Origin of the sequence: Trinickia dinghuensis (genome assembly GCF_003367175.1) — a bacterium.
Classification (GTDB): Bacteria; Pseudomonadota; Gammaproteobacteria; order Burkholderiales; family Burkholderiaceae; genus Trinickia; species Trinickia dinghuensis.
Window position 1 is genome coordinate 374980 of record NZ_QRGA01000008.1, and the last position, 19962, is coordinate 394941.

Consider the following 19962-nt stretch of genomic DNA (forward strand, 5'->3'; position numbering starts at 1 on the left):
CGCATTGCAGCGCCATCGCGAGGATCGGCCGGATCGAGCATCAGCCGAAGTGGGCCAGCAAGATCAGCGTCAGCGTCACCACGATTGCGCCGCCGATACGCGTGGCGATCTGCGCGAACGGCATCAGTTGCATCCGGTTGGCCGCGGTCAGAATCGCGACATCGCCCGTGCCGCCCTGCCCGCTATGGCACGCGTTCACGATCGCCGTATCGATAGGGTACATCTTCAATAGGCGGCCGGCCACGAAGCCCGTGCCCATCAGCGTCGTCACCGTGGCGACGATCGTGACGGTATTGGCCAGCGTGAAAGCGGCCGTCAATTTGTCCCACGGTGTCATCGCGACGCCGATCGCGAACAGCAGCGGGTACGTCACGGCGGTCGAGAAGAACTTATAGACGACGAACGCTCCTTCCTGCAGCGGCGGCGACACCGCGCGCGCGAGCTTCACGAGCACCGCGAGGAACAGCATGGCGACCGGTGCGGGCAGACCGAACAGATCGCGGCACATCAAGCCGACCAAGTACAGCGTGATGGCGGTGATGCCGGCCGCGGCGATATGCGTGACGTCGACATGGCCGCGAATCTCCTGCTCGACCGGATCCATTTCGTCGGACTCGCCCACTTGCAGGCGCCCCTGCCCGGTCAGGTGCGGAAAGCGCTTGCCCAGCATGTCGAGCGCACCGGCCAGAATGATCGCGGTCAGGCTGCCCAGCATGACCGGCGGAAGCACTTGTGCGAACAGTTGACCTTGCGGCAGATGCAGGATTTCCGAATATCCCACCGACAGCGGGATCGCCCCTTCGCCGACACCGCCCGCCATGATCGGCACGACGATGAAAAGCAGCGTATGGCGCACGCCGAGCCCGAGCATGGCGCCGACCGCGGTGCCCACGCCTGCCGCGGCAATCGACCCCGCCGCCAGCGGCACGAAGATCTTGAGGAAGCCGCGAATCAGCACGCGCCGGTCCATGCTCAAGATGCTGCCGACGATGATCGACGCGATGAACAGATAGAGGAAGTTGGTCGATTTGGTGAACTCGACCGTCAGGCCGAGCACCGGCTTGGGCAGCAGGTGATAGTAGTTGAGCGCCGACGGCACGAAGGTCGCGCAGATCGCGGCGGCGCCGATATTGCGCAGCACCGGCAGGCGCTTGCCGATCTCGGCGCAGGTAAAGCCGCAGAACGCGAGGACGGCGATCGCCATCGAGATCTCGCCGGGCACCTTTCCCTTGATCGCGAAGGTCGCGATGAGGGCGAGCAAGACGAAGTAGATCGGCAGCGGGATGATGCCGATTCGATACTCCATCAGCTTCCACCAGCCTTCAGGCCAGAAGCGGGTTTTATTGGCGGAGCCCGCGGCGGATAGGGCTTGCGGATGGCTCGAGGCGGGCGAAGTGGATGGCAAAACATGTCTCCTTGATTCGAGGTGTCGGCGCGGATCGTCGCGATCGCTTCCATGTGACGGTCCGATACCTATTGGACGCCCAGAATTGCAAGGCCTATGCCAGTTGGTCAGCGTGGTGATATCAATATAAGTAACTGATTTTATTTATATTTTTTAGACTTCATGCGCTCCATCGGACGCAAAATTCTGAGAGTTCAGAATTCGCCTGATGGGATGGCTGAGATTCGAGCCGGACGCGTCGGCGGAGCACGTAATACTCATACGAGTGAGTTGGAACCGAAGCGTGCCATCCGTTACTCATGCTTCGGGGCGGCCCCGTTAGGCGCAATAAACCGAAGCGACTGTTTTAGGGAATCAACAAAGCGCTGGGAAGAGCCGAATCCCACAGAGGCACAACCTTTCGCCATTGGATTACCGGACATGAGTACCCCAACACGAGAAGCGTTCGAGGCGCGGATCGAGGCCATCGAGTCTCGGATGGATGGACGCGTCAATGCTTTGATCGCTCGGATGGATGCCGCCGAGATCCGCTCCGAGGAGCGCGAGCGACGTATGGATGAGAAGTTCGATGCGTTCTGCAAGCGGTTCGAGGAACGCAACAAGCTATTCGACGAACAACTCAAAGAGCAGAACAAGCTGTTCGACGGACAACTCCAAGAGCAGAACAAGCGATTCGACGAACGATGGACCGAGCAGGACAAGCGATTTGGCGAACGATACACCGCGCAAAACGAGCGATTCGACATGTTTATTCAACGGGCGGATGCTGCGCTGGAGCGCACGTCGCACCTGACCACACACTTGTGGATGGCGGCATCCACAATCATCATCGCGGTATGCGGGATGGTGGTCGGCGCCTACTATGCGGCGCAATCTTCTCACCTGGGGATGACTCAGACGGTCATTTCGGCTTTTCAGCAAGGCCAGCAGACGCCGATTCGGATGAAGGACTAGCCCGTCTCCGTCGTACTGCCGAGTGAACAGCAAACACAGAAACAAAAAGCCGGGCGCGCGCAATGCGCGCCCGCTGAAAACGCCGGCACAGGGCATTGGACCGGCGTCAAACCTCAACCTCACAGTCTCAATCGCAATCTCAGAACACCTGGCGCAAGCTGACGCTCGCCCCGAAATTGTTCGCGCTGCCCGCGAACGTCAGCGGCCCGTTCGGGTCGTTGACCGATGCGCCGGCAAGATGGCTATGGTCGACTTCGACGTAGATATCCGTCCGTTTGCTGAGAATGTAATCGGCGATCCCGTACACGCCCTGTATCGTCCCGTTGCGGCCGGGTGCGACGTTGTTCGCGTGGTCGTAGGCATACGACGCGATGAAGCGCCATTGAGCCGCGGGTTGATACGTCGCGCCTACGCGTACGAACACGTCGTCGCGAGCGGCCGTCTGCGTGCCGAATTGGGTCGTCGCGTTGCTGATGATGTTCGTATTCGAGAGCGGTCCGCCCGTATTCGTCCCGGCAACGTTGAAACCTGCATCGCGGCGTGCGTCGATCCCGTACAGGTAGAGGCCCACCGGCCCCCACGCGTACGTACCGCCCGCCGAGCCGATGAGCAGTTTATGGCCGCCGCCGTCCTTCGATTCGGCGCCGGCGATGCCGACCTTGCCGCCGCTGAAGTTATAGATCAGCGAGGCCGTCGTCGTGCTGCCCGATGCGGTGCTGCCGGGCTGCCCGCCTAGCGAATGCTGAAGCGTCAGCACCGCGGGGCCGAATTTGTTGTCGTATTCGACGGTGTTGTCGAAGCGGATGCCAGTGAGGAACAGCGACCAGTCGACGGCATTGACGTTGCCGCCGCCGATCGGATCGAAGTTGAACGCGTAGAAGCTATAGACGCCGCCGTATTGACGGCCGAGTCTGACCGTGCCGAACTTGTCGTTCTGCAATCCGACCCACGCGAAGCGGCCGAACAGTTGCTGCTGCTGATCGGATTTGCCGGTGCCTACGTTGTAGCCCGATTCGAGTTGAAAGATCGCGCGCGAACCACCGCCGAGCTCCTCGCTGCCTTTGAAGCCGAAACGCGTGCCGTTGATCGCGCCTTCGTTGAGCCCGACCGTATTGCCGGCACCCGATGTCTGGAAGCGAACCGCTTCATCGATCAAGCCGTACATCGTCACGCTCGACTGAGCGTACGCCCCACAGCAAACGAGGGCGAGCGCCGCCCCACCAAATAGTTTTTTCATCGAATATCCACGTTGATCCGATTCGCTCCGCAACGATCCACCCCGGTTGCGGTCCGCTTGTACCCGGCTTCAGCCGAGCACGCGCGAATTTTTATGCAACCCGGGTAGCGGGTCGAACGTGAAAATTAAATGCACCGTATAAGGAAATCAGATGGGCGCTCCGGCGTTAAGAAAACCCATCGCATGCAGACCGAGCACGCAGCCGCCAGAAACGAAAAAAGGACTTACGGCTTTCACCGTAAGTCCTTCATATTCCTGGTCGGGGCGAGAGGATTTGAACCTCCGACCACCTGCACCCCATGCAGGTACGCTACCAGGCTGCGCTACGCCCCGAAAGCATGAGAGTATAACAGACACTTTCACCGATTAGAACCACCTACGCGAAACTATCTGCGCAGCAGTTCGACGATGCCGATCAGATCCTTTCGCAGCCGTACGACGTCGACATTCGCACCCGCCTCTTGAGACGATAACGATGGCGACTGCGACGGCGATGCATCCTCACTCTGCTTCGGCTGCCCTTCCTGCTCCGGCTTCGCGCCCGCTTCGTCGTCGATCACCGCGCCGCGCGCGTCGAGTTTGTTGCGCGCGCCGTTGATCGTGAAGCCCTGCTCATAAAGCAGTTCGCGGATACGGCGGATGAGCAGCACCTCGTGATGCTGATAGTAGCGACGGTTGCCGCGGCGCTTCACCGGCCGCAGTTGCGTGAACTCCTGTTCCCAGTAGCGCAGCACGTGCGGCTTGACGCCGCACAGCTCGCTCACTTCACCGATGGTGAAGTACCGCTTCGCCGGGATCGGGGGCAAGACGACTTTTTCGACCGTCGTAGTCATCGTCGGTTAACCGTCGTGGTAAAAGGCGCGCAGCAACGCGTCGGAAATCTCGCGATTCCCACGCGAGGCCAAACCGCCTCAAGCGCCGCTTTCGACTAGCGCCTTCAGCTTTTGACTGGCGTGGAACGTCACGACACGGCGCGCCGCGATCGGAATCGCCTCGCCCGTCTTGGGATTGCGCCCCGGACGCTGGGGCTTGTCACGCAACTGAAAATTGCCGAAGCCCGACAGCTTCACGCTGTCTCCCCCTTCGAGCGCATCGCGGATTACATCGAAAAACGCCTCGACCATGTCCTTGGCTTCGCGCTTGTTCAATCCCACATTGTCGAACAGCAACTCGGCCAATTCGGCTTTGGTCAGTGTCGGCGTTTCCGTTGAAGTGGATACGCCGATGGACGATGTCGGTATCTCGCGAATCATGGCGCCACGCTGCGCCGCAAGTAGGGCTTCGAAATCACTCGAGTTCATTTCGTTCATGTCTAAAAACGGCGACTAGCCGATGGCGACACACCGCACGAACGCTCTTGCGAGCGTTCCCGCGCTCATCCGCGCAACCGCGCGCCGTAGACTCGAGCCAAGCGATCCACCAAGGCCTTGACGGCCAGATCGACCGTCTCGTCCTGCAGAGTGCCGCCAGTATCTTGCAGGGTCACGCGGAAGGCAAGGCTTTTCTCGTGCGCCGCCATCCCACCGGAAGTACTTGATTTTGCACGAAATTCATCGAAAAGCGCAACCCTCTGAACGAACTTGCATGCGTCCTCGTCAAGTGCCTTGCGCATCTCGTCGAGCAACGCCTGAACGTCCACGTTCTGCTCGACGACCACCGCGATATCGCGCCGCACCGGCGGATATTTCGACACTTCGGTAGGCGCCGGCAACGCGCGGCCCATCAGCGCCTCTGCATCGACTTCGAACAAAATCGGGGGATGCGGCAAATCGTATTGCTGCATCCAACGCGGATGCAGCTCGCCGATCCAGCCGACGACCTGGCCGTCGAGTTCGATGCGCGCACTGCGCCCCGGATGCAGCGCGGGATGTTCGGCCTTGACGAAGCGCACGCTGCGCGGCGCGAACAAGGCCTCGACGTCGCCCTTCACGTCGAAGAAGTCGACCATGCGCGTGGACAAACCCCACTGCTCTTCCGCGGCCGGGCCATACGCCAGCGCGCCAAGGCGCTTCGGCTGCGCGTAGCCTTCGACGGTCATCTCGCTTGCGCCGACCGACGCATCACGCAAGAACACCCGCCCCGCTTCGAACACGCGGACCCGGTCCGCACGGCGATTCAAGTTGTGACGCAAGACTTCGATGAGGCTGCCGAACAACGTCGTCCGCATCACCGACAGCTGGCTCGCAATCGGATTGACGACGCGAACCGGCGTTTCGTTGCCCGCGAAATCACGCTCCCAGCTTTCGTCGACGAAGCTGAAGTTGATCGTCTCGGCATAATCGCGCGCCGCCAGCGCATGACGCAGCGTATGAATCGAGCGACGCGTTTCGTTCGTCGCGCGCATCGCATTCGCCGCAACGGGAGGACGCGCCGGAATCTTTTCGAAGCCGTAGATGCGCGCGACTTCTTCGATCAGGTCTTCCTCGATCTCGATGTCGAAGCGGTACGACGGCGGCGTTACGGCGAAGATCTCGCCGTCGAATTCGTACTCGAGCCCAAGGCGCGTGAAAATCCGCGCCATTTCATCGGCATCGATCGCCACGCCGATCACGCGCTGCGCGCGCGCCACGCGCATGGCGACAGGCTTGCGCTGCGGCAGATTGACGACCTGGTCGTCGACGGGGCCGGCTTCGCCGCCGCAAATGTCGAGAATGAGGCGTGTGATGCGTTCGATGTGCGCGACCGTCGTCTCGTAATCGACACCGCGCTCGAAGCGATGAGCGGCGTCGGTCGAGAAGTTGTACTTGCGCGCACGGCCGCGAATGCTGTCGGGCCACCAGAACGCGGCTTCGAGGTAGACGTTCGTCGTGTCGAGCGTGACCGCCGTGCTGTCGCCGCCCATAATGCCGGCCAGGCTCTCCACTTGACGATCGTCGGCGATGACGCCGACCGCTTCGTCGAGTTCGATCGTATTGCCGTTCAACAGCTTCAGGCTCTCGCCGCGACGGCCCCAGCGCACTTCGATACCGCCGTGAATCTTGTCGAGGTCGAACACGTGCGACGGGCGGCCCAACTCGAGCATCACGTAGTTCGAGATATCGACGAGCGCCGAAATGCTTCGTTGTCCTGAACGTTCGAGCCGTTCCACCATCCACTGCGGCGACTTCGCGCGCGCGTTCACGCCGCGGATCACGCGGCCGGAAAAGCGGCCGCACAGATCGGGCGCCGCGATCTTCACGGGCAGACGCTCGCTGAGCTTCACGGCAACGGGCTCGATCGCGAGCGGCTTGAGCGGCGAACCGGTAATGGCCGCTGTCTCCCTTGCCACGCCGAACACCGAAAGGCAATCCGCCTTATTCGGCGTCAGCTTGATTTCGAACACCGTGTCGTCGAGATTCAGCGTTTCGCGGATGTCCTGTCCGATCGGCGTGTCCTCGGGCAAGATCATCAAGCCGCTGTGATCCTCCGAGAGCTTGAGCTCGCGCGCCGAACACAGCATGCCTTCGCTTTGCACGCCGCGCAGCTTCGACAGCTTGATCATGAACGGCGCGCCGCCCTCTTCGGCCGGCGGCAATTGCGCGCCGACGAGCGCGACGGGCACCTTGATTCCGGGCGCGACATTCGGCGCACCGCAGACGATATTGAGGATCGCGCCCGTTCCGGCGTCGACCTGACAAACGTTGAGCTTGTCCGCATCGGGGTGCTTGACCACTTCGAGCACGCGCCCGACGACGATCTTCGACGTCGGCGGCGCGGCCGGGCGCAGGGACTCGACTTCGAGTCCGGCCATCGTCAACGCATGCGACAGTTCGTCCGTCGTCAGTTGCGGATCGACAAACGCGCGGAGCCAGGATTCAGGGAATTGCATGTGTGTCTACGTTCGAAGGAGTGGGTCCATGCCCGGCCTCGCGCGAGCGCGTTCGTCGTTCGACAAACGCCCCCACGGGCCCAGGCACCGCTTGCGGCCGCGCGTTACGCGAACTGCCGCAAGAAGCGCAGATCGTTCTCGAAGAAGAGCCGCAGATCCTGCACGCCGTAGCGCAGCATCGTCAGACGCTCGAGGCCGCTGCCGAACGCGAAGCCGATGTAGCGCTCCGGATCGAGGCCCATGTTGCGGATGACGTTCGGATGCACTTGGCCCGAGCCCGAGATCTCGAGCCACTTGCCGGCGTTCTTGCCTTCTTCGAACTTCATGTCGATTTCGGCCGACGGTTCCGTGAACGGGAAATACGAAGGCCTGAAGCGCACGAGGATGTCGTCGCGCTCGAAGAATTTCTTGAGGAAGTCGGTATAGACGCCCTTCAAGTCGGCAAAGCTGATGTTCTCCTCGATCCACAAGCCTTCGACTTGATTGAACATCGGCGAGTGCGTCGCGTCGCTGTCGACGCGATACGTGCGCCCCGGCACGATGACTTTGATCGGCGGCTGGTTGCTGCGCGCGTAGCGCACCTGCATCGGGCTCGTATGCGTGCGCAGCAGCAACGGACGGCCGCCCGCATCCTGGCCGTCGACGTAGAACGTGTCTTGCATCGACCGCGCCGGATGGTTTTCCGGGCTGTTCAACGCCGTGAAGTTGTACCAATCGGTTTCGATTTCAGGGCCGTCGGCCACGTCGAAGCCGATCGAGCCGAAAATGTGCTCGACGCGTTCCCACGTTTGCATCACGGGGTGCAAGCTGCCGGCACCCGTGCCGCGCCCGGGCAGCGTCACGTCGATCGCCTCGGCCGTGAGCCGCTGCTGGAGCAGCGCTTGCGCGAGCGCGTCGCGACGGGCCGTCAGCGCCGCTTCGACTTGCTGCTTCGCAATGTTGATGCGCGCCCCCTCGGCCTTGCGTGCCTCGGGATCGAGCTTGCCGAGCCCCTTGAGCAGCTCGGTCAACATGCCCGCCTTGCCGAGGAAACGAGCCTTCTCGTTTTCGAGCGTGGCGCTATCGTCGGCTTGGGAGAATGCTGCTTGCGCGTCGGCGACAATCCGGTCCAGATCCATTGATCCCATCATTTCAGCGTCGGAGATGTTTTACGAAACACGTGAACCACGTATAGGCGACCAGCAAAAAAAAGGGGGCTCGGTGAGGAGCCCCGTTTTCTTGTCGGAAGCACCGGTTTGCACCGGCACTCCCGACGAACCACGCAGTACTAATCTCGCAATTAGGCTGCAACGGCGGCTTTCACCTGCTTCACGATCGCGGCAAAAGCGGCCTTGTCGAACACGGCCATATCGGCCAGCACCTTGCGGTCGAGTTCGATCGACGCCTTCTTCAGGCCGTTGATGAACACGCTGTACGTCATGTCGTGCTGACGGACCGCCGCGTTGATACGGGTGATCCACAGTGCACGGAATACGCGCTTCTTGTTGCGGCGGTCGCGGTAGGCGTATTGGCCGGCGCGCATGACCGCTTGCTTCGCGATGCGGTAGACGTTATTGCGACGGCCGCGGTAACCCTTGGCCAGGTTGATGATCTTCTTGTGGCGGGCACGTGCCGTAACCCCACGTTTGACTCGAGGCATGTTTCGCTCCTATGAGTAAAGGTTAAGGGTTAGGCGAAGGGCATCATCGCGCGCACGGAATCCAGATTGGACTCGTGCACAGCGGTGGAACCACGCAGGTGACGCTTGTTCTTCGTGGTCTTCTTCGTGAGAATGTGGCGCTTGAAGGCTTGACCGCGCTTGACGGTACCGCCCGGACGAACCACGAAGCGCTTTGCAGCGCTCTTCTTGGTTTTCATCTTCGGCATGACAACTACTCCGTTATTTGATGGCGATGGGTGTGCGGCCGGCAAAAAGCCCCAGTTCCGCCCTTCGAAACCCAGTCCACTTGTCTGCAGCTTGCCGTTGCCGGCCGCCGCGCTTTCTGGACCGGCGCCCGATACCGCCGGACGCCGCTCCGAAACCTGCTCAATATATTTTACCGCTTCGCCGCACACCCCGCCCCGCCGGCCTCGAATCCTGGCCGACCGGCGGCGAGCCGCGCGTTATTTCTTCTTTTTCGGCGCGAGCACCATGATCATCTGGCGCCCTTCCATCTTCGGCATCTGCTCGACCTGACCGACTTCGTCAAGATCAGTGCGCAGGCGCTCGAGCATTCGCATGCCGATTTCCTGGTGTGCCATTTCGCGACCGCGAAAACGCAACGTGATCTTCGTCTTGTCGCCGTCCTCGAGGAAGCGCACGAGATTGCGCAGCTTGACGTTGTAGTCGCCGTCGTCGGTACCCGGGCGGAATTTCACTTCCTTGACCTGGATGACCTTCTGCTTCAGCTTCGCTTCGTGCTGCTTCTTCGATTCCTGGTATTTGAACTTGCCGTAATCCATCAAACGGCAGACCGGAGGAACCGCCTGCGGGGCGATTTCCACCAGATCGACGTCCTGCTGTTCCGACATGCGGAAAGCATCAGCCAGTTTAACGATGCCGAGCGGTTCGTTGTCGACTCCGACTAGACGCACCTCGGGAGTCGTAATCTCACCGTTGATGCGATGCCCCTTTTCAGTAGCGATGTTCCGTTTCCTCTAAAAATTAAAAAAACGAGCCGCGCTGCCGCAGTGGCTACTTGAACGCCTCGATCTCTCGATGCAGGCGCTCAACGAAGGCGTCGACCGGCATCACACCCAGATCGACACCGCCACGGGCACGCACGGCTACCGTTTGTGCTTCACGCTCTTTGTCGCCTACCACGAGCAGGTACGGCACTTTTTCGAGCGTATGCTCGCGTATTTTATAGCTAATTTTCTCATTGCGCAAATCCAGCTCGATTCTAAGCCCTTGTTTTTGCAACGTTTGGGCCACCGACTGCGCATACTCGGCCTGGCTTTCCGCGATATTCATGACGACGGCCTGCGTCGGCGCAAGCCACGGCGGCATTGCTCCGGCGTGGTGTTCGATCAGAATTCCGAGAAAACGCTCCATCGAACCGACGATCGCCCGGTGCAGCATCACGGGCCGGCGGCGGCTGTTGTCCTCGGCCACGAACTCCGCGCCGAGCCGCTCCGGCAAGACCATGTCGAGCTGCAGCGTACCGCACTGCCAGGACCGGCCGAGCGCATCCTTGATGTGGTACTCGATCTTCGGACCGTAGAAAGCGCCCTCGCCTTCGAGTTCTTCCCATTGCAGCCCGCATGCCGTCAGCGCCTGGCGCAAGCCCTGTTCCGCGCGATCCCAAATTTCATCCGTCCCCGCGCGTTGCTCGGGACGCAGCGACAGCTTGATGTCGATCTGCTCGAAGCCGAAATCGCGATAGACGCTCATCGCGAGCGTATTGAACTTGATCGATTCCTCGATGAACTGCTCTTCCGTGCAGAAGATGTGCGCATCGTCCTGCACGAAGCCGCGCACGCGCATGAGGCCGTGCAGCGCACCCGAGGCCTCGTTGCGATGGCACGAGCCGAATTCGGCGTAGCGCAGCGGCAAATCGCGGTACGAGCGCAAGCCGTGCTTGAACACTTGCACGTGCCCGGGGCAGTTCATCGGTTTGATCGCGTAGTCGCGCTTTTCCGACTCCGTGGTGAACATGTTCTCGCGATAGTTCTGCCAATGGCCCGACGCCTCCCACAGCGAGCGGTCCATGATCATCGGCGTCTTGATCTCGAGATAGCCGTCGTCGTTCACGCGCCGGCGCATGTACTGCTCGACTTGCTGCCACAGCGACCAGCCCTTCGGATGCCAGAACACCATGCCCGGCGATTCGTCCTGCAGATGGAACAGGTCGAGCTGACGCCCGAGCTTGCGGTGATCGCGCTTCTCGGCTTCCTCGAGCATGTGCAGATACGCTTCCTGCTCTTCCTTCTTCGCCCAGGCCGTGCCGTAGATGCGCTGCAACTGCTCGTTCTTCGAATCGCCGCGCCAGTACGCGCCGGCCACCTTCATGAGCTTGAAGACTTTGAGCTTACCCGTCGACGGCACGTGCGGCCCGCGGCACAGATCCGTGAACCCGCCATGCGAGTAGAGCTTGATTTCGTCGCTCGCGGGGATCGATTCGATGATCTCGGCTTTGTATTTCTCGCCGATGCCCTTGAAATAAGCCACCGCCTCATCGCGTGAGACGACCCGGCGCGATACCGGCTCGTCCTTCTTCGCGAGCTCTTGCATGCGCTGCTCGATCTTTTCGAGATCCTCGGGCGTGAAGGGGCGCTGATAGGCGAAGTCGTAGTAAAAGCCGTTGTCGATCACGGGGCCGATCGTCACTTGCGCTTCGGGATAGAGATCCTTGACCGCGTAAGCAAGCAAGTGCGCCGCCGAGTGGCGAATGATGTCGAGGCCGTCCGGATCCTTTTCCGTCACGATCGCAAGCGTCGCGTCGCGCTCGATCAGCGTCGAGGTATCGACGAGTTCGCCGTCGAGCTTGCCGCCCAACGCGGCCTTCGCGAGGCCCGGGCCGATCGAAGCCGCTACCTCGGCCACCGTCACCGGGTGATCGTATTGTCGAACCGAACCGTCGGGCAGGCGTATCGAAACCATTGCGTGTTCTCCGAGATGCCGCGCGCGGCATCGAAACAATCGGCTGGCGGCAACCAACCCAAACTGCAAATAGACCCGCGCCGAAGACGCATAAAAAAAATGCGGCCCCGCTTTCGAGGGGCCGCATTCACTTTCACTGACAAGCAAATCAACAAGTGCGAAAGAGGTCCTCGACTAGCGTCGCTCCGAAAAGGTTTCGGTCAACGTTCGCGGTGTCATAACCGTATTCGCCCTGAGCGCTTTCGCGCCTTTGACTGCCATCGAACATCCGGCGAACCGGACATTCTATTTTCGTTGGTAGGCTCGATTGGACTCGAACCAACGACCCCCACCATGTCAAGGTGGTGCTCTAACCAGCTGAGCTACGAGCCTGAAGAAGACGAGATTATATGGAGCGTATCTGACCTTGGCAAGCCCTTTTATGCTTCCACATGAAAAAAGTTACGCCCTGCGCGTTGCGCTCATGACGCCGACCACTTCGCCGAGCAGCGTGCAGGCGCGTTGAATCTGCGACGAGCTCGACACTTCGACCGTGAACTGCATGAACGCCGCCGTGCGACGGCTCATCGTCTTCACGCCGACGACGTTCATCTTCTCGCGCGCGAACACCTCGGAGATGTCGCGCAGCAAGCCCTGCCGATCCTGCGCCTCGATCACGATGTCGACCGGATAGACCGACGATCCGCGCCCAACCATGACGTCGGCCGACCACGCGGCCTGCAGCACGCGTTCGGGCGCACGCGCCGCCATCCGCTGGAACATGGTGCAATCGCTGCGGTGGATCGACATGCCCTTGCCGCGCGTGACGAAGCCGCTGATGTCGTCGGGCGGCGCGGGACGGCAGCACCGCGCGAGCTGCGTGAGCAGCGCATCGACGCCGACGACGAGCACGCCCGTCGAAGCACCGCGCGCGACGCTCGCGCCGCTGCCCCGCTTTTCGAATTGTTCGGGGGTATCGGCGGCTGGCTCGGGCGGCACGGTATCGGAGAGCGCCTGCTCGATGTTGCGCAGGCTGAACTCTTCCTTGCCGACGACGTTGAACAGATCGTCGGTCGACTTGAATCCGAGCTTGGCCGCGAGCTGATCGAGATTGACCGACGTCTTTCCTTCGCGCTGCAGCGTCTTTTCGACCATGGCGCGGCCGCCCGCGATGGTCTCCTGCAGTTCGACCGCGTTGAACCACGCGCGCACCTTCTGCTTCGCGCGGTTGCTCTGCAAGTAGCCGAGCTGCGGATTGAGCCAATCGCGAGACGGGCCGCCCTCCTTCACCGCGACGACCTCGACGGTCTGACCGTTTTGCAGCGGCGTATTGAGCGGCACCATCGCGCCGTCGACGCGCGCGCCGCGGCAGCGATGACCCAGTTCGCTGTGCAGGTGATAAGCGAAATCGAGGGGCGTCGCGCCCTGCGGCAACGCGATCACGCGCGCCTGCGGCGTCAGCACGTAGAGGTGATCGTCGTCGAGCGTCGCCTGGCGCAACTGCTCCCAAGGATTGGTCTGCTCGCTTTCAGCGACGTCCTCTTTCCAAGCGAGCAGCTGCCGCAGCCACGCGATCTTCTCGTCGTATTTCTCGCTGGCGCTGAATTGACCGCCATAGCCGCGCACGCCGGCTTCCTTGTAGCGCCAGTGCGCGGCCACGCCGTATTCGGCGAATCGATGCATCTCGTGCGTGCGGATCTGCACTTCGAATGCGCGGCCGTCGTCGCCGATCACGACCGTATGCAACGACTTGTAGCCGTTCGGCTTCGGCCGCGAGATGTAATCGTCGAACTCCTTCGGCACGGGCTGCCAAAGGTTGTGCACGATGCCGAGCACCGTGTAGCAATCCTTGATGTCGGGGACGATGACCCGGAACGCGCGGACGTCGTACAGTTCGGCGAAATCGAGCGCCTTGCCGCGCATCTTCCGCCAGATGCTGTAGATGTGTTTGGGCCGCCCGCTGACCTCGGCCTGAATATGAGCGGCCGCGAGTTCGTGCTGAAGCTGCGCGATCGCCTGCGCCACGTAGGTCTCGCGCTCGACACGCTTTTCGTCGAGCAGCTTGGCGATGCGCTTGTAGGTATCCGGATCCTCGAAGCGGAAGGCTAGATCCTCGAGCTCCCACTTCAGCTGCCAGATGCCGAGCCGGTTTGCGAGCGGCGCATAGATCTCGAGCGTCTCGCGCGCGACGTCAAGCCCGGGCGAGCGCTTCGCGGCCGCGTAGTAGCGCAGCGTCTGCAATCTCGACGCGAGCCGAATCAGCACGACGCGGATGTCCTGCGCGAACGCGAGCAGCATCTTGCGCAGCGCCTCGATCTGCGCGCGCCGCGCCGCCTGCGCATCGCGGCCCGCCTCGGGCACCGCGTTGCTCGCGGCCTTCAGGCTCACCGTGCCGAGCCGAAGCAGCTTGCGCACATCGCCGACGAGCTGCCCCACTTCCTCGCCGAAGCGCTCGGCGATGACCCGTTCGGGATCGGCGAGATGAGGCGTCAGCGCGAACAGCGCCGCCGCCAGCACCGCGGGCGGATCGACGTTGAGCTTGCCGACGATCGATGCCGTGCCTGCCGCATGCTCGGCCAGCGACTCGCCCGACGATAGGCGCGCGTCGCCCGCGTGCTCGCGCACGAAAGCGAGCGCATCCTCGTGCGACGGCAACGATGGTGCGCCGGCGACGGCCGTATCGGCGTTCATCGTTCGACTCTCTTGCTGGACTTCGACGGTTGACTGCGACTTCGAGGATTCGATGCGATCAGCTCCGCTGAGCCGCGACCACGACGATCTCGACGAGGCATTCGGGGTTGGCCAGCTTCGCCTCCACCGTTGCGCGCGGGGGCGTGTTGCCCGCGGGGACCCATTCATCCCACACTGCGTTCATGCCGCCGAAGTGGATCATGTCCGAGATATAGATCTGCACCGACAACAGCAGCGACTTGTCGCTGTCCGCTTCCCCGAGCAGGCGATCGATGTGGCCGAGCACTTCGCGCGTCTGGCCGCCGATGTCCTGGGTCGTGTCGTCGGGGATTTGCCCAGCCAGATAAACGGTGCCGTTGTGAACCGCGATTTCCGAGAGGCGCTTGCCGACGTGATGACGAATGACTGCCATTTCAAAGTCCCTGTTCGGTAGGAGAGTGGGCGATCGTAGACGATCGGGCGCCGCCGGAACGGCGCCGCAGACCGCTATTATGACTCGCCCGCGTCTCCTGCGTCTCCCGCGAAGAATCGCCGCGCGACGGCGATCTGCGCGGGGTCCATGAAGGCCGGCGCGTGGCCGACGCCCGGGACCTCGACCGATTCGACCGAGCGGCCGGATTCGATCATGCGCGACACGGTCTCGCGCGAGAGCAGGTCCGATTCCTCTCCGCGCACGACGAGCACGGGCCCCTCGATGGCCGAGAACAATTGCCATAGCGCCGCCTCTCCCGCCGCCGCGGCCTCGGGCGTCGTCGCCCCGAACGGGACGGCAATCGCCGGGTCGTAGCAAAACTCCCAGGCGCCGTCCGCGCGCCGGCGAACGAGCGGCGTGTTGATTTCGCGCCATTCGTCGGCCGTCAACGGCCCGAACGTCGACGCCAGCGAGGCCGCATGCGCGATGCCTTCGTCGAGCGTCGCGAACCGCGTGCTCTGGCCGACGTAGCCGCCGATACGCACGAGCGCTTCGGGCTCGATATGCGGACCGATGTCGTTGACGAGCAGCTTGCGCACGGGCGAACCGGGCAAGCCGGCCAGCGCCATGCCGATGAGCCCGCCCATCGACGTGCCGAACCAGTCCACCGTCCGAGCGTTCAGGCGCGCAACCAGCGTCACCATGTCCGCCACGTATTGCGGCAGCACGTAGCGATTCGGGTCGGGCAGCCACTGCGAGCGTCCGCGCCCAACGACGTCGGGGCAGACGACGCGGTAGACATCGCTGAGCGCCGCGGCCACGCGATCGAAATCTCGCCCCGATCTCGTGAGTCCGTGGACGCAGACGAGCACGCGCGGATTGTCGGGATCGCCCCATTCCCGATAGGCCATGCGGTGCAGGCCCATCGGATTGGCGCAGGTGACTTCGCACTCGCGCGGCGCACGCCCATGCGCGCCGGTATCGGAAAAGGCGGCGGCTGCGATCGACTCGCTCATCGGATCATCCTCACGATCATGGAAATGCAGAAGGGCGGCCCACGGGTTCGAACGTGCCGGGGCACACCCGGACCCGCCAAGCAAAAACGGGCGAAGCCTTCGCCTCACCCGTTTCATCGCCCTAACGCGAACGGCTTGGCCTATTCGCGCTCATGATAGGCCAGACTCAATGGACGGCGCTCGTATCGAGCGGCGCACCCGTCTTGGCTTGGATTTCGTCGATCGTCACGCCAGGCGCGAGTTCGACGAGCTTCAGGCCGCCGTCGATCACGTCGATGACGCCCAGATCCGTGATGATACGATCGACGACGCCCACACCCGTCAGCGGCAGCGTGCAGCTTTCGAGGATCTTGTGCTGATCGCCCTTGGCCACGTGCTCCATCAGCACGACGACACGCTTGACGCCCGCCACCAGGTCCATCGCGCCGCCCATGCCCTTGATCATCTTGCCCGGGATCATCCAGTTCGCCAGATCGCCGCTCTGGCTGATCTGCATGGCGCCGAGAATCGCCAGATTGATGTGGCCGCCGCGGATCATCGCGAACGAATCGGACGACGAAAAAATCGACGAGCCCGGCAGCGTCGTGATCGTCTGCTTGCCCGCATTGATCAGATCGGCATCGAGTTCCTCTTCCGTCGGCGACGGGCCGATACCGAGCAGGCCATTCTCCGATTGCAGCCATACGTCGATGCCGGGCGGCACGTAGTTCGCCACGAGCGTCGGCAGGCCGATGCCCAAGTTCACGTAGAAACCGTCTTGCAGTTCCTTCGCCGCGCGCGCGGCCATCTCGTCACGAGTCCAAGCCATGTCAGTCTCCTTTTGCGCGCACGACGCGTTGTTCGATGCGTTTTTCCGGATGCGCATTGAGCACGATGCGCTGCACGAAGATGCCGGGCGTGTGGATCGCATCGGGATCGAGCTCGCCCACTTCGACGATCTCCTCGACCTCGGCCACGGTGATCCGCCCCGCCATCGCGCACATCGGGTTGAAGTTGCGCGCGGTGCGGCGATAGATCAGATTGCCGGCCTTGTCGGCCTTCCACGCCTTCACGAGCCCGATGTCGGCCGTCAGCGAATGCTCGAGCACGTACTGGTTCTCGCCGAACTGGCGCGTTTCCTTGCCCTCGGCGATGACGGTCCCGAAGCCGGTGGCCGTGTAGAACGCCGGAATGCCGGCGCCGCCCGCACGCAGCTTCTCGGCCAGCGTGCCCTGCGGCGTGAATTCGAGCTCGAGCTCGCCCGCCAGGAACTGGCGCTCGAACTCCTTGTTTTCGCCCACATACGACGAGATCATCTTCTTGACCTGGCGAGTCTGGAGCAGCACGCCAAGGCCGAAGCCGTCGACACCCGCGTTGTTGCTGATGCAGGTGATGCCCTTGACGGCCGAGTCGCGCAGGGCCGCGATCAACGCTTCGGGAATGCCGCACAAGCCGAAGCCGCCGACGGCGAACGTCTGGCCGTCCTTGACGATGCCTTCGAGCGCGGCGGACGCGCTTGGATAGACTTTGTTCATCTGTGTGTCCCTTCCATGATGGAAATCCGAAAACCGGATCGGCACGAGTGCAATGATCGACATCGAACGCAATCGATGGTCATTTTAGTCGCCGAACGCGCATCCGTCGGTTTATCTCCGACGCGCGCCGCCGCACTCGATTTAATGCCGCAAAGGGTACGATGGCCGGTGCTTGCGGCACAATACGCAAAAATACATAAGCGAAAGCCCCGTGCAAGCGCGCAGGCTTGCCGCGAACCATGCCCAAACTCGATTACCAAACCGCCTTTCAACTCGCGCCGATCGGCCTCGTGCTCTCGCGCGACCGGAGCATCGAAGACTGCAACGACGCGGTAGCCGCCATCTTCCGGTGCGAGCGCTCGGCGCTCATCGGCCGCTCCTTCGAGGTGCTGTACCCGTCCGCCGACGAGTTCGTGCGCATCGGGGAACGGATCGGGCCGATCATGACCGCGCAAGGCAGCTATGCCGACGACCGGATCATGAAACGCGCCGACGGGGAACTCTTCTGGTGCCACGTCACAGGCCGGGCGCTCGAGCGCCATGCCCCGCTGGCCGCGGGCGTATGGACGTTCGAGGATTTGAGCGCCACGCGCCGCGTAGCCATCGAACTGACGCCGCGCGAGCGGGAAGTGGCCGCGCAGCTTGCGACGGGCAAGACGAGCAAGCAGATCGGGCGGGTGCTCGACATCAGCTCGCGCACGGTCGACATCTACCGCGCGCGGCTCATGCGCAAGTACGGCACGGGCAACGCGACCGAACTCATGCAGCGGCTGCTCGGGCATTGACGCCGACACTAAGGCCGGGGCCGGGACCGAAACGGACGAACGTCAGCGCGCGCTGACGAGGTGGGGATGCTCGAGCAGCGAGCGCAGCCGGTCGGGCAACGGCACCGAGCGGCCCGCGGCGTAGTCGATCCAAACGCAGCGCGCCGTTCCGCGCGCATAGAGCGTGCCCGGATCGTCGGAGCGGCGCAGCTCGAACCCGGTATCGAAGCTGCTCCGTCCCGGCTTGCCCACCGACATCATGCCGATCACGTCGCCGGGATAGTGCAGCTGCCGCAAGAACTCCATCGAGGCATTCACGATGACGGGCCCCTGCCCTTGCTCGGCGCCGCCCATGATGCCGAGCGATTCGAACCAGCTGATCCGAACCTGCTCCATGTAGAGGAAATACACGGTGTTGTTGACGTGGCCGAACGCGTCCATGTCGCCCCAGCGGATCGGGATCGACATTTCGAAGGCAGGTTGGTAATTGTCAGGCAAGGCCGAACCCGTCGTCGGCCGCGATGACGGCGCCGTTGATGAATTGTGACTCGTCGGCCGCGAGCAGCAGCAATAGACCGTCGAGGTCCTCGGGCTGGCCCACGCGATGCCTCGGTAGCATCGCCATCAGTTTCTGCCCTTGATCGGTCGACCAATGGTGATGGTTGATCTCGGTGTCGATGTAGCCGGGCGCGATGGCGTTCACATTGATACCGTGCCGCCCCCATTCGAGCGCCATGGCGCGCGTCATATGGACGACGGCAGCCTTGCTCATCGAATACAGGCCGATTTGCGGCAACACGCGCAAGCCCGCCACCGACGCGATGTTGATGATCCGGTAGACCGGCTTCTGGGCCGCGCCGCCCGAACGCATGATCATACGTTTCGCCACTTCCTGCGCGACGAAGAACGCGCCGCGTGCATTGGTATCGAACACATATTCGTAGTCCGCCGGCGTAACTTCCGTGAGCTTTTGCGTCGTCGACACACCGGAATTGTTCACGAGGATGTCGATCGTGCCCGCCTCGGTCTCCGCGTGCGCGACGGCCGACTTGATGCTCTGATAATCGGTGACGTCGAGCGAGACCACATGCGCCGCGCCGCCCGATGCCTCGATTTCGGCGCGCAGCTCCTTCAACCGCTCCACACGCCGGCTCGCCAGCACCACCTTGGCGCCCGCCTGCGACAGTACCAGCGCAAAACGCTTGCCGAGCCCGCTTGACGCGCCGGTGATCAGCGCGACCTTGCCTTCCAGGTTGATCGAACGGCCCATTCTCATTCCTTTAGTCGATGAAGTTGTGCACGACGCGCGAATCGAACAGGGAAGATACAGCGACGAAATGACCTCCGCTTGCGGAGCCGCCACTCTAACATAAAATAGAACGGTCGTGCTAATCTCGATTCATGCGGTTGCGGCGTCCCTATCGTTCGCTGACAATACGAACCCGAAAAAAAGCATTCTAATGGTTAAGGAGCCTCAATGACCCCCGAAAGTCTGATCGAGCAGTACGGCCCTCGAGAATCGATGGAATACGACGTCGTGATCGTCGGCGGCGGTCCCGCCGGTTTGTCCGCGGCCATTAGGCTCAAGCAGCTCGCGCAG

The 19962-nt window shown here is 62.4% G+C and carries 20 protein-coding genes and 2 tRNA genes; 3 read left to right on the forward strand and 19 right to left on the reverse strand.

The genetic code is table 11. The features are described 5' to 3' along the window. Positions 1-40: 40 nt before the first annotated feature. Positions 41-1405: a 2-hydroxycarboxylate transporter family protein gene (locus tag DWV00_RS16375; protein ID WP_115534622.1), complete on the reverse strand. Its 1365-nt coding sequence runs from the start codon at positions 1403-1405 to the stop codon at positions 41-43. A 477-nt stretch (positions 1406-1882) separates the two neighbouring features. Between DWV00_RS16375 and DWV00_RS16380 the strand changes: the two genes are divergently transcribed. Next, positions 1883-2359, forward strand: coding sequence for a hypothetical protein (locus DWV00_RS16380; protein WP_115534623.1), 477 nt, complete (start codon positions 1883-1885; stop codon positions 2357-2359). Positions 2360-2498: 139 nt separating this feature from the next. Here DWV00_RS16380 and DWV00_RS16385 read toward each other — a convergent pair whose 3' ends face one another. The 16 genes from DWV00_RS16385 to DWV00_RS16465 all read right to left on the reverse strand — a co-directional run bounded on the left by DWV00_RS16385 (position 2499) and on the right by DWV00_RS16465 (position 17598). Then, positions 2499-3596: a porin gene (locus DWV00_RS16385; RefSeq protein WP_115534624.1), complete on the reverse strand. Its 1098-nt coding sequence runs from the start codon at positions 3594-3596 to the stop codon at positions 2499-2501. A gap of 256 nt (positions 3597-3852) precedes the next feature. Then, positions 3853-3929: transfer RNA gene (locus DWV00_RS16390), tRNA-Pro, on the reverse strand. A gap of 53 nt (positions 3930-3982) precedes the next feature. Further along, a complete protein-coding gene (locus DWV00_RS16395) occupies positions 3983-4429 on the reverse strand; it encodes a MerR family transcriptional regulator (RefSeq protein ID WP_115534625.1) in 447 nt (148 codons plus the stop codon). A 78-nt stretch (positions 4430-4507) separates the two neighbouring features. Next, complete coding sequence (locus DWV00_RS16400) at positions 4508-4906, reverse strand: integration host factor subunit alpha (RefSeq protein WP_115534626.1); 399 nt, start codon at positions 4904-4906, stop codon at positions 4508-4510. A 65-nt stretch (positions 4907-4971) separates the two neighbouring features. Continuing rightward, the gene (pheT, locus tag DWV00_RS16405) at positions 4972-7404 is read right to left on the reverse strand and encodes a phenylalanine--tRNA ligase subunit beta (RefSeq protein WP_115534627.1); all 2433 of its coding nucleotides are present in this window, start codon (positions 7402-7404) and stop codon (positions 4972-4974) included. 104 nt (positions 7405-7508) lie between these two features. Then, on the reverse strand, positions 7509-8522 hold the full coding sequence (gene pheS, locus DWV00_RS16410) for a phenylalanine--tRNA ligase subunit alpha (RefSeq protein WP_181885482.1): 1014 nt from the start codon (positions 8520-8522) through the stop codon (positions 7509-7511). A gap of 161 nt (positions 8523-8683) precedes the next feature. Further along, positions 8684-9043 carry a 50S ribosomal protein L20 gene (gene rplT, locus DWV00_RS16415; RefSeq protein WP_004192938.1) on the reverse strand — a complete coding sequence of 120 codons (360 nt, stop codon included), beginning with the start codon at positions 9041-9043 and terminating at the stop codon, positions 8684-8686. 29 nt (positions 9044-9072) lie between these two features. Continuing rightward, positions 9073-9270 (reverse strand): 50S ribosomal protein L35, encoded by a 198-nt coding sequence (rpmI, locus tag DWV00_RS16420; RefSeq protein WP_115534628.1) that lies wholly within the window; start codon positions 9268-9270, stop codon positions 9073-9075. Positions 9271-9507: 237 nt separating this feature from the next. Further along, entirely contained in the window at positions 9508-10029 is a 522-nt protein-coding gene (gene infC, locus DWV00_RS16425) for a translation initiation factor IF-3 (protein WP_115534629.1), read from the reverse strand. Positions 10030-10078: 49 nt separating this feature from the next. Then, the gene (gene thrS, locus DWV00_RS16430; protein ID WP_115534630.1) at positions 10079-11986 is read right to left on the reverse strand and encodes a threonine--tRNA ligase; all 1908 of its coding nucleotides are present in this window, start codon (positions 11984-11986) and stop codon (positions 10079-10081) included. 295 nt (positions 11987-12281) lie between these two features. After that, positions 12282-12358 (reverse strand) — tRNA-Val (locus DWV00_RS16440). A 69-nt stretch (positions 12359-12427) separates the two neighbouring features. Then, the gene (locus DWV00_RS16445; protein ID WP_115534631.1) at positions 12428-14656 is read right to left on the reverse strand and encodes a RelA/SpoT family protein; all 2229 of its coding nucleotides are present in this window, start codon (positions 14654-14656) and stop codon (positions 12428-12430) included. A gap of 58 nt (positions 14657-14714) precedes the next feature. Next, complete coding sequence (locus DWV00_RS16450; protein ID WP_115534632.1) at positions 14715-15068, reverse strand: RidA family protein; 354 nt, start codon at positions 15066-15068, stop codon at positions 14715-14717. A 77-nt stretch (positions 15069-15145) separates the two neighbouring features. Beyond that, positions 15146-16084: an alpha/beta fold hydrolase gene (locus tag DWV00_RS16455; RefSeq protein ID WP_115534633.1), complete on the reverse strand. Its 939-nt coding sequence runs from the start codon at positions 16082-16084 to the stop codon at positions 15146-15148. Positions 16085-16250: 166 nt separating this feature from the next. Continuing rightward, entirely contained in the window at positions 16251-16892 is a 642-nt protein-coding gene (locus DWV00_RS16460) for a 3-oxoacid CoA-transferase subunit B (RefSeq protein ID WP_115534634.1), read from the reverse strand. 1 nt (position 16893) lies between these two features. Then, positions 16894-17598: a CoA transferase subunit A gene (locus tag DWV00_RS16465; RefSeq protein WP_115534679.1), complete on the reverse strand. Its 705-nt coding sequence runs from the start codon at positions 17596-17598 to the stop codon at positions 16894-16896. A 239-nt stretch (positions 17599-17837) separates the two neighbouring features. On the opposite strand from DWV00_RS16465, the gene DWV00_RS16470 reads away from it, so the two are divergent. Continuing rightward, positions 17838-18383 (forward strand): LuxR C-terminal-related transcriptional regulator, encoded by a 546-nt coding sequence (locus tag DWV00_RS16470; RefSeq protein WP_115534635.1) that lies wholly within the window; start codon positions 17838-17840, stop codon positions 18381-18383. Positions 18384-18425: 42 nt separating this feature from the next. Here DWV00_RS16470 and DWV00_RS16475 read toward each other — a convergent pair whose 3' ends face one another. Together DWV00_RS16475 and DWV00_RS16480 are read right to left on the reverse strand one after the other, a co-directional pair. After that, on the reverse strand, positions 18426-18830 hold the full coding sequence (locus DWV00_RS16475) for an acyl-CoA thioesterase (protein WP_115534636.1): 405 nt from the start codon (positions 18828-18830) through the stop codon (positions 18426-18428). Positions 18831-18852: 22 nt separating this feature from the next. Then, positions 18853-19632 carry an SDR family oxidoreductase gene (locus DWV00_RS16480; RefSeq protein ID WP_245964905.1) on the reverse strand — a complete coding sequence of 260 codons (780 nt, stop codon included), beginning with the start codon at positions 19630-19632 and terminating at the stop codon, positions 18853-18855. 207 nt (positions 19633-19839) lie between these two features. Between DWV00_RS16480 and DWV00_RS16485 the strand changes: the two genes are divergently transcribed. Then, positions 19840-19962, forward strand: a 123-nt coding sequence (locus tag DWV00_RS16485; protein WP_115534680.1) for an FAD-binding protein, incomplete at its 3' end; no start/stop codon positions are given.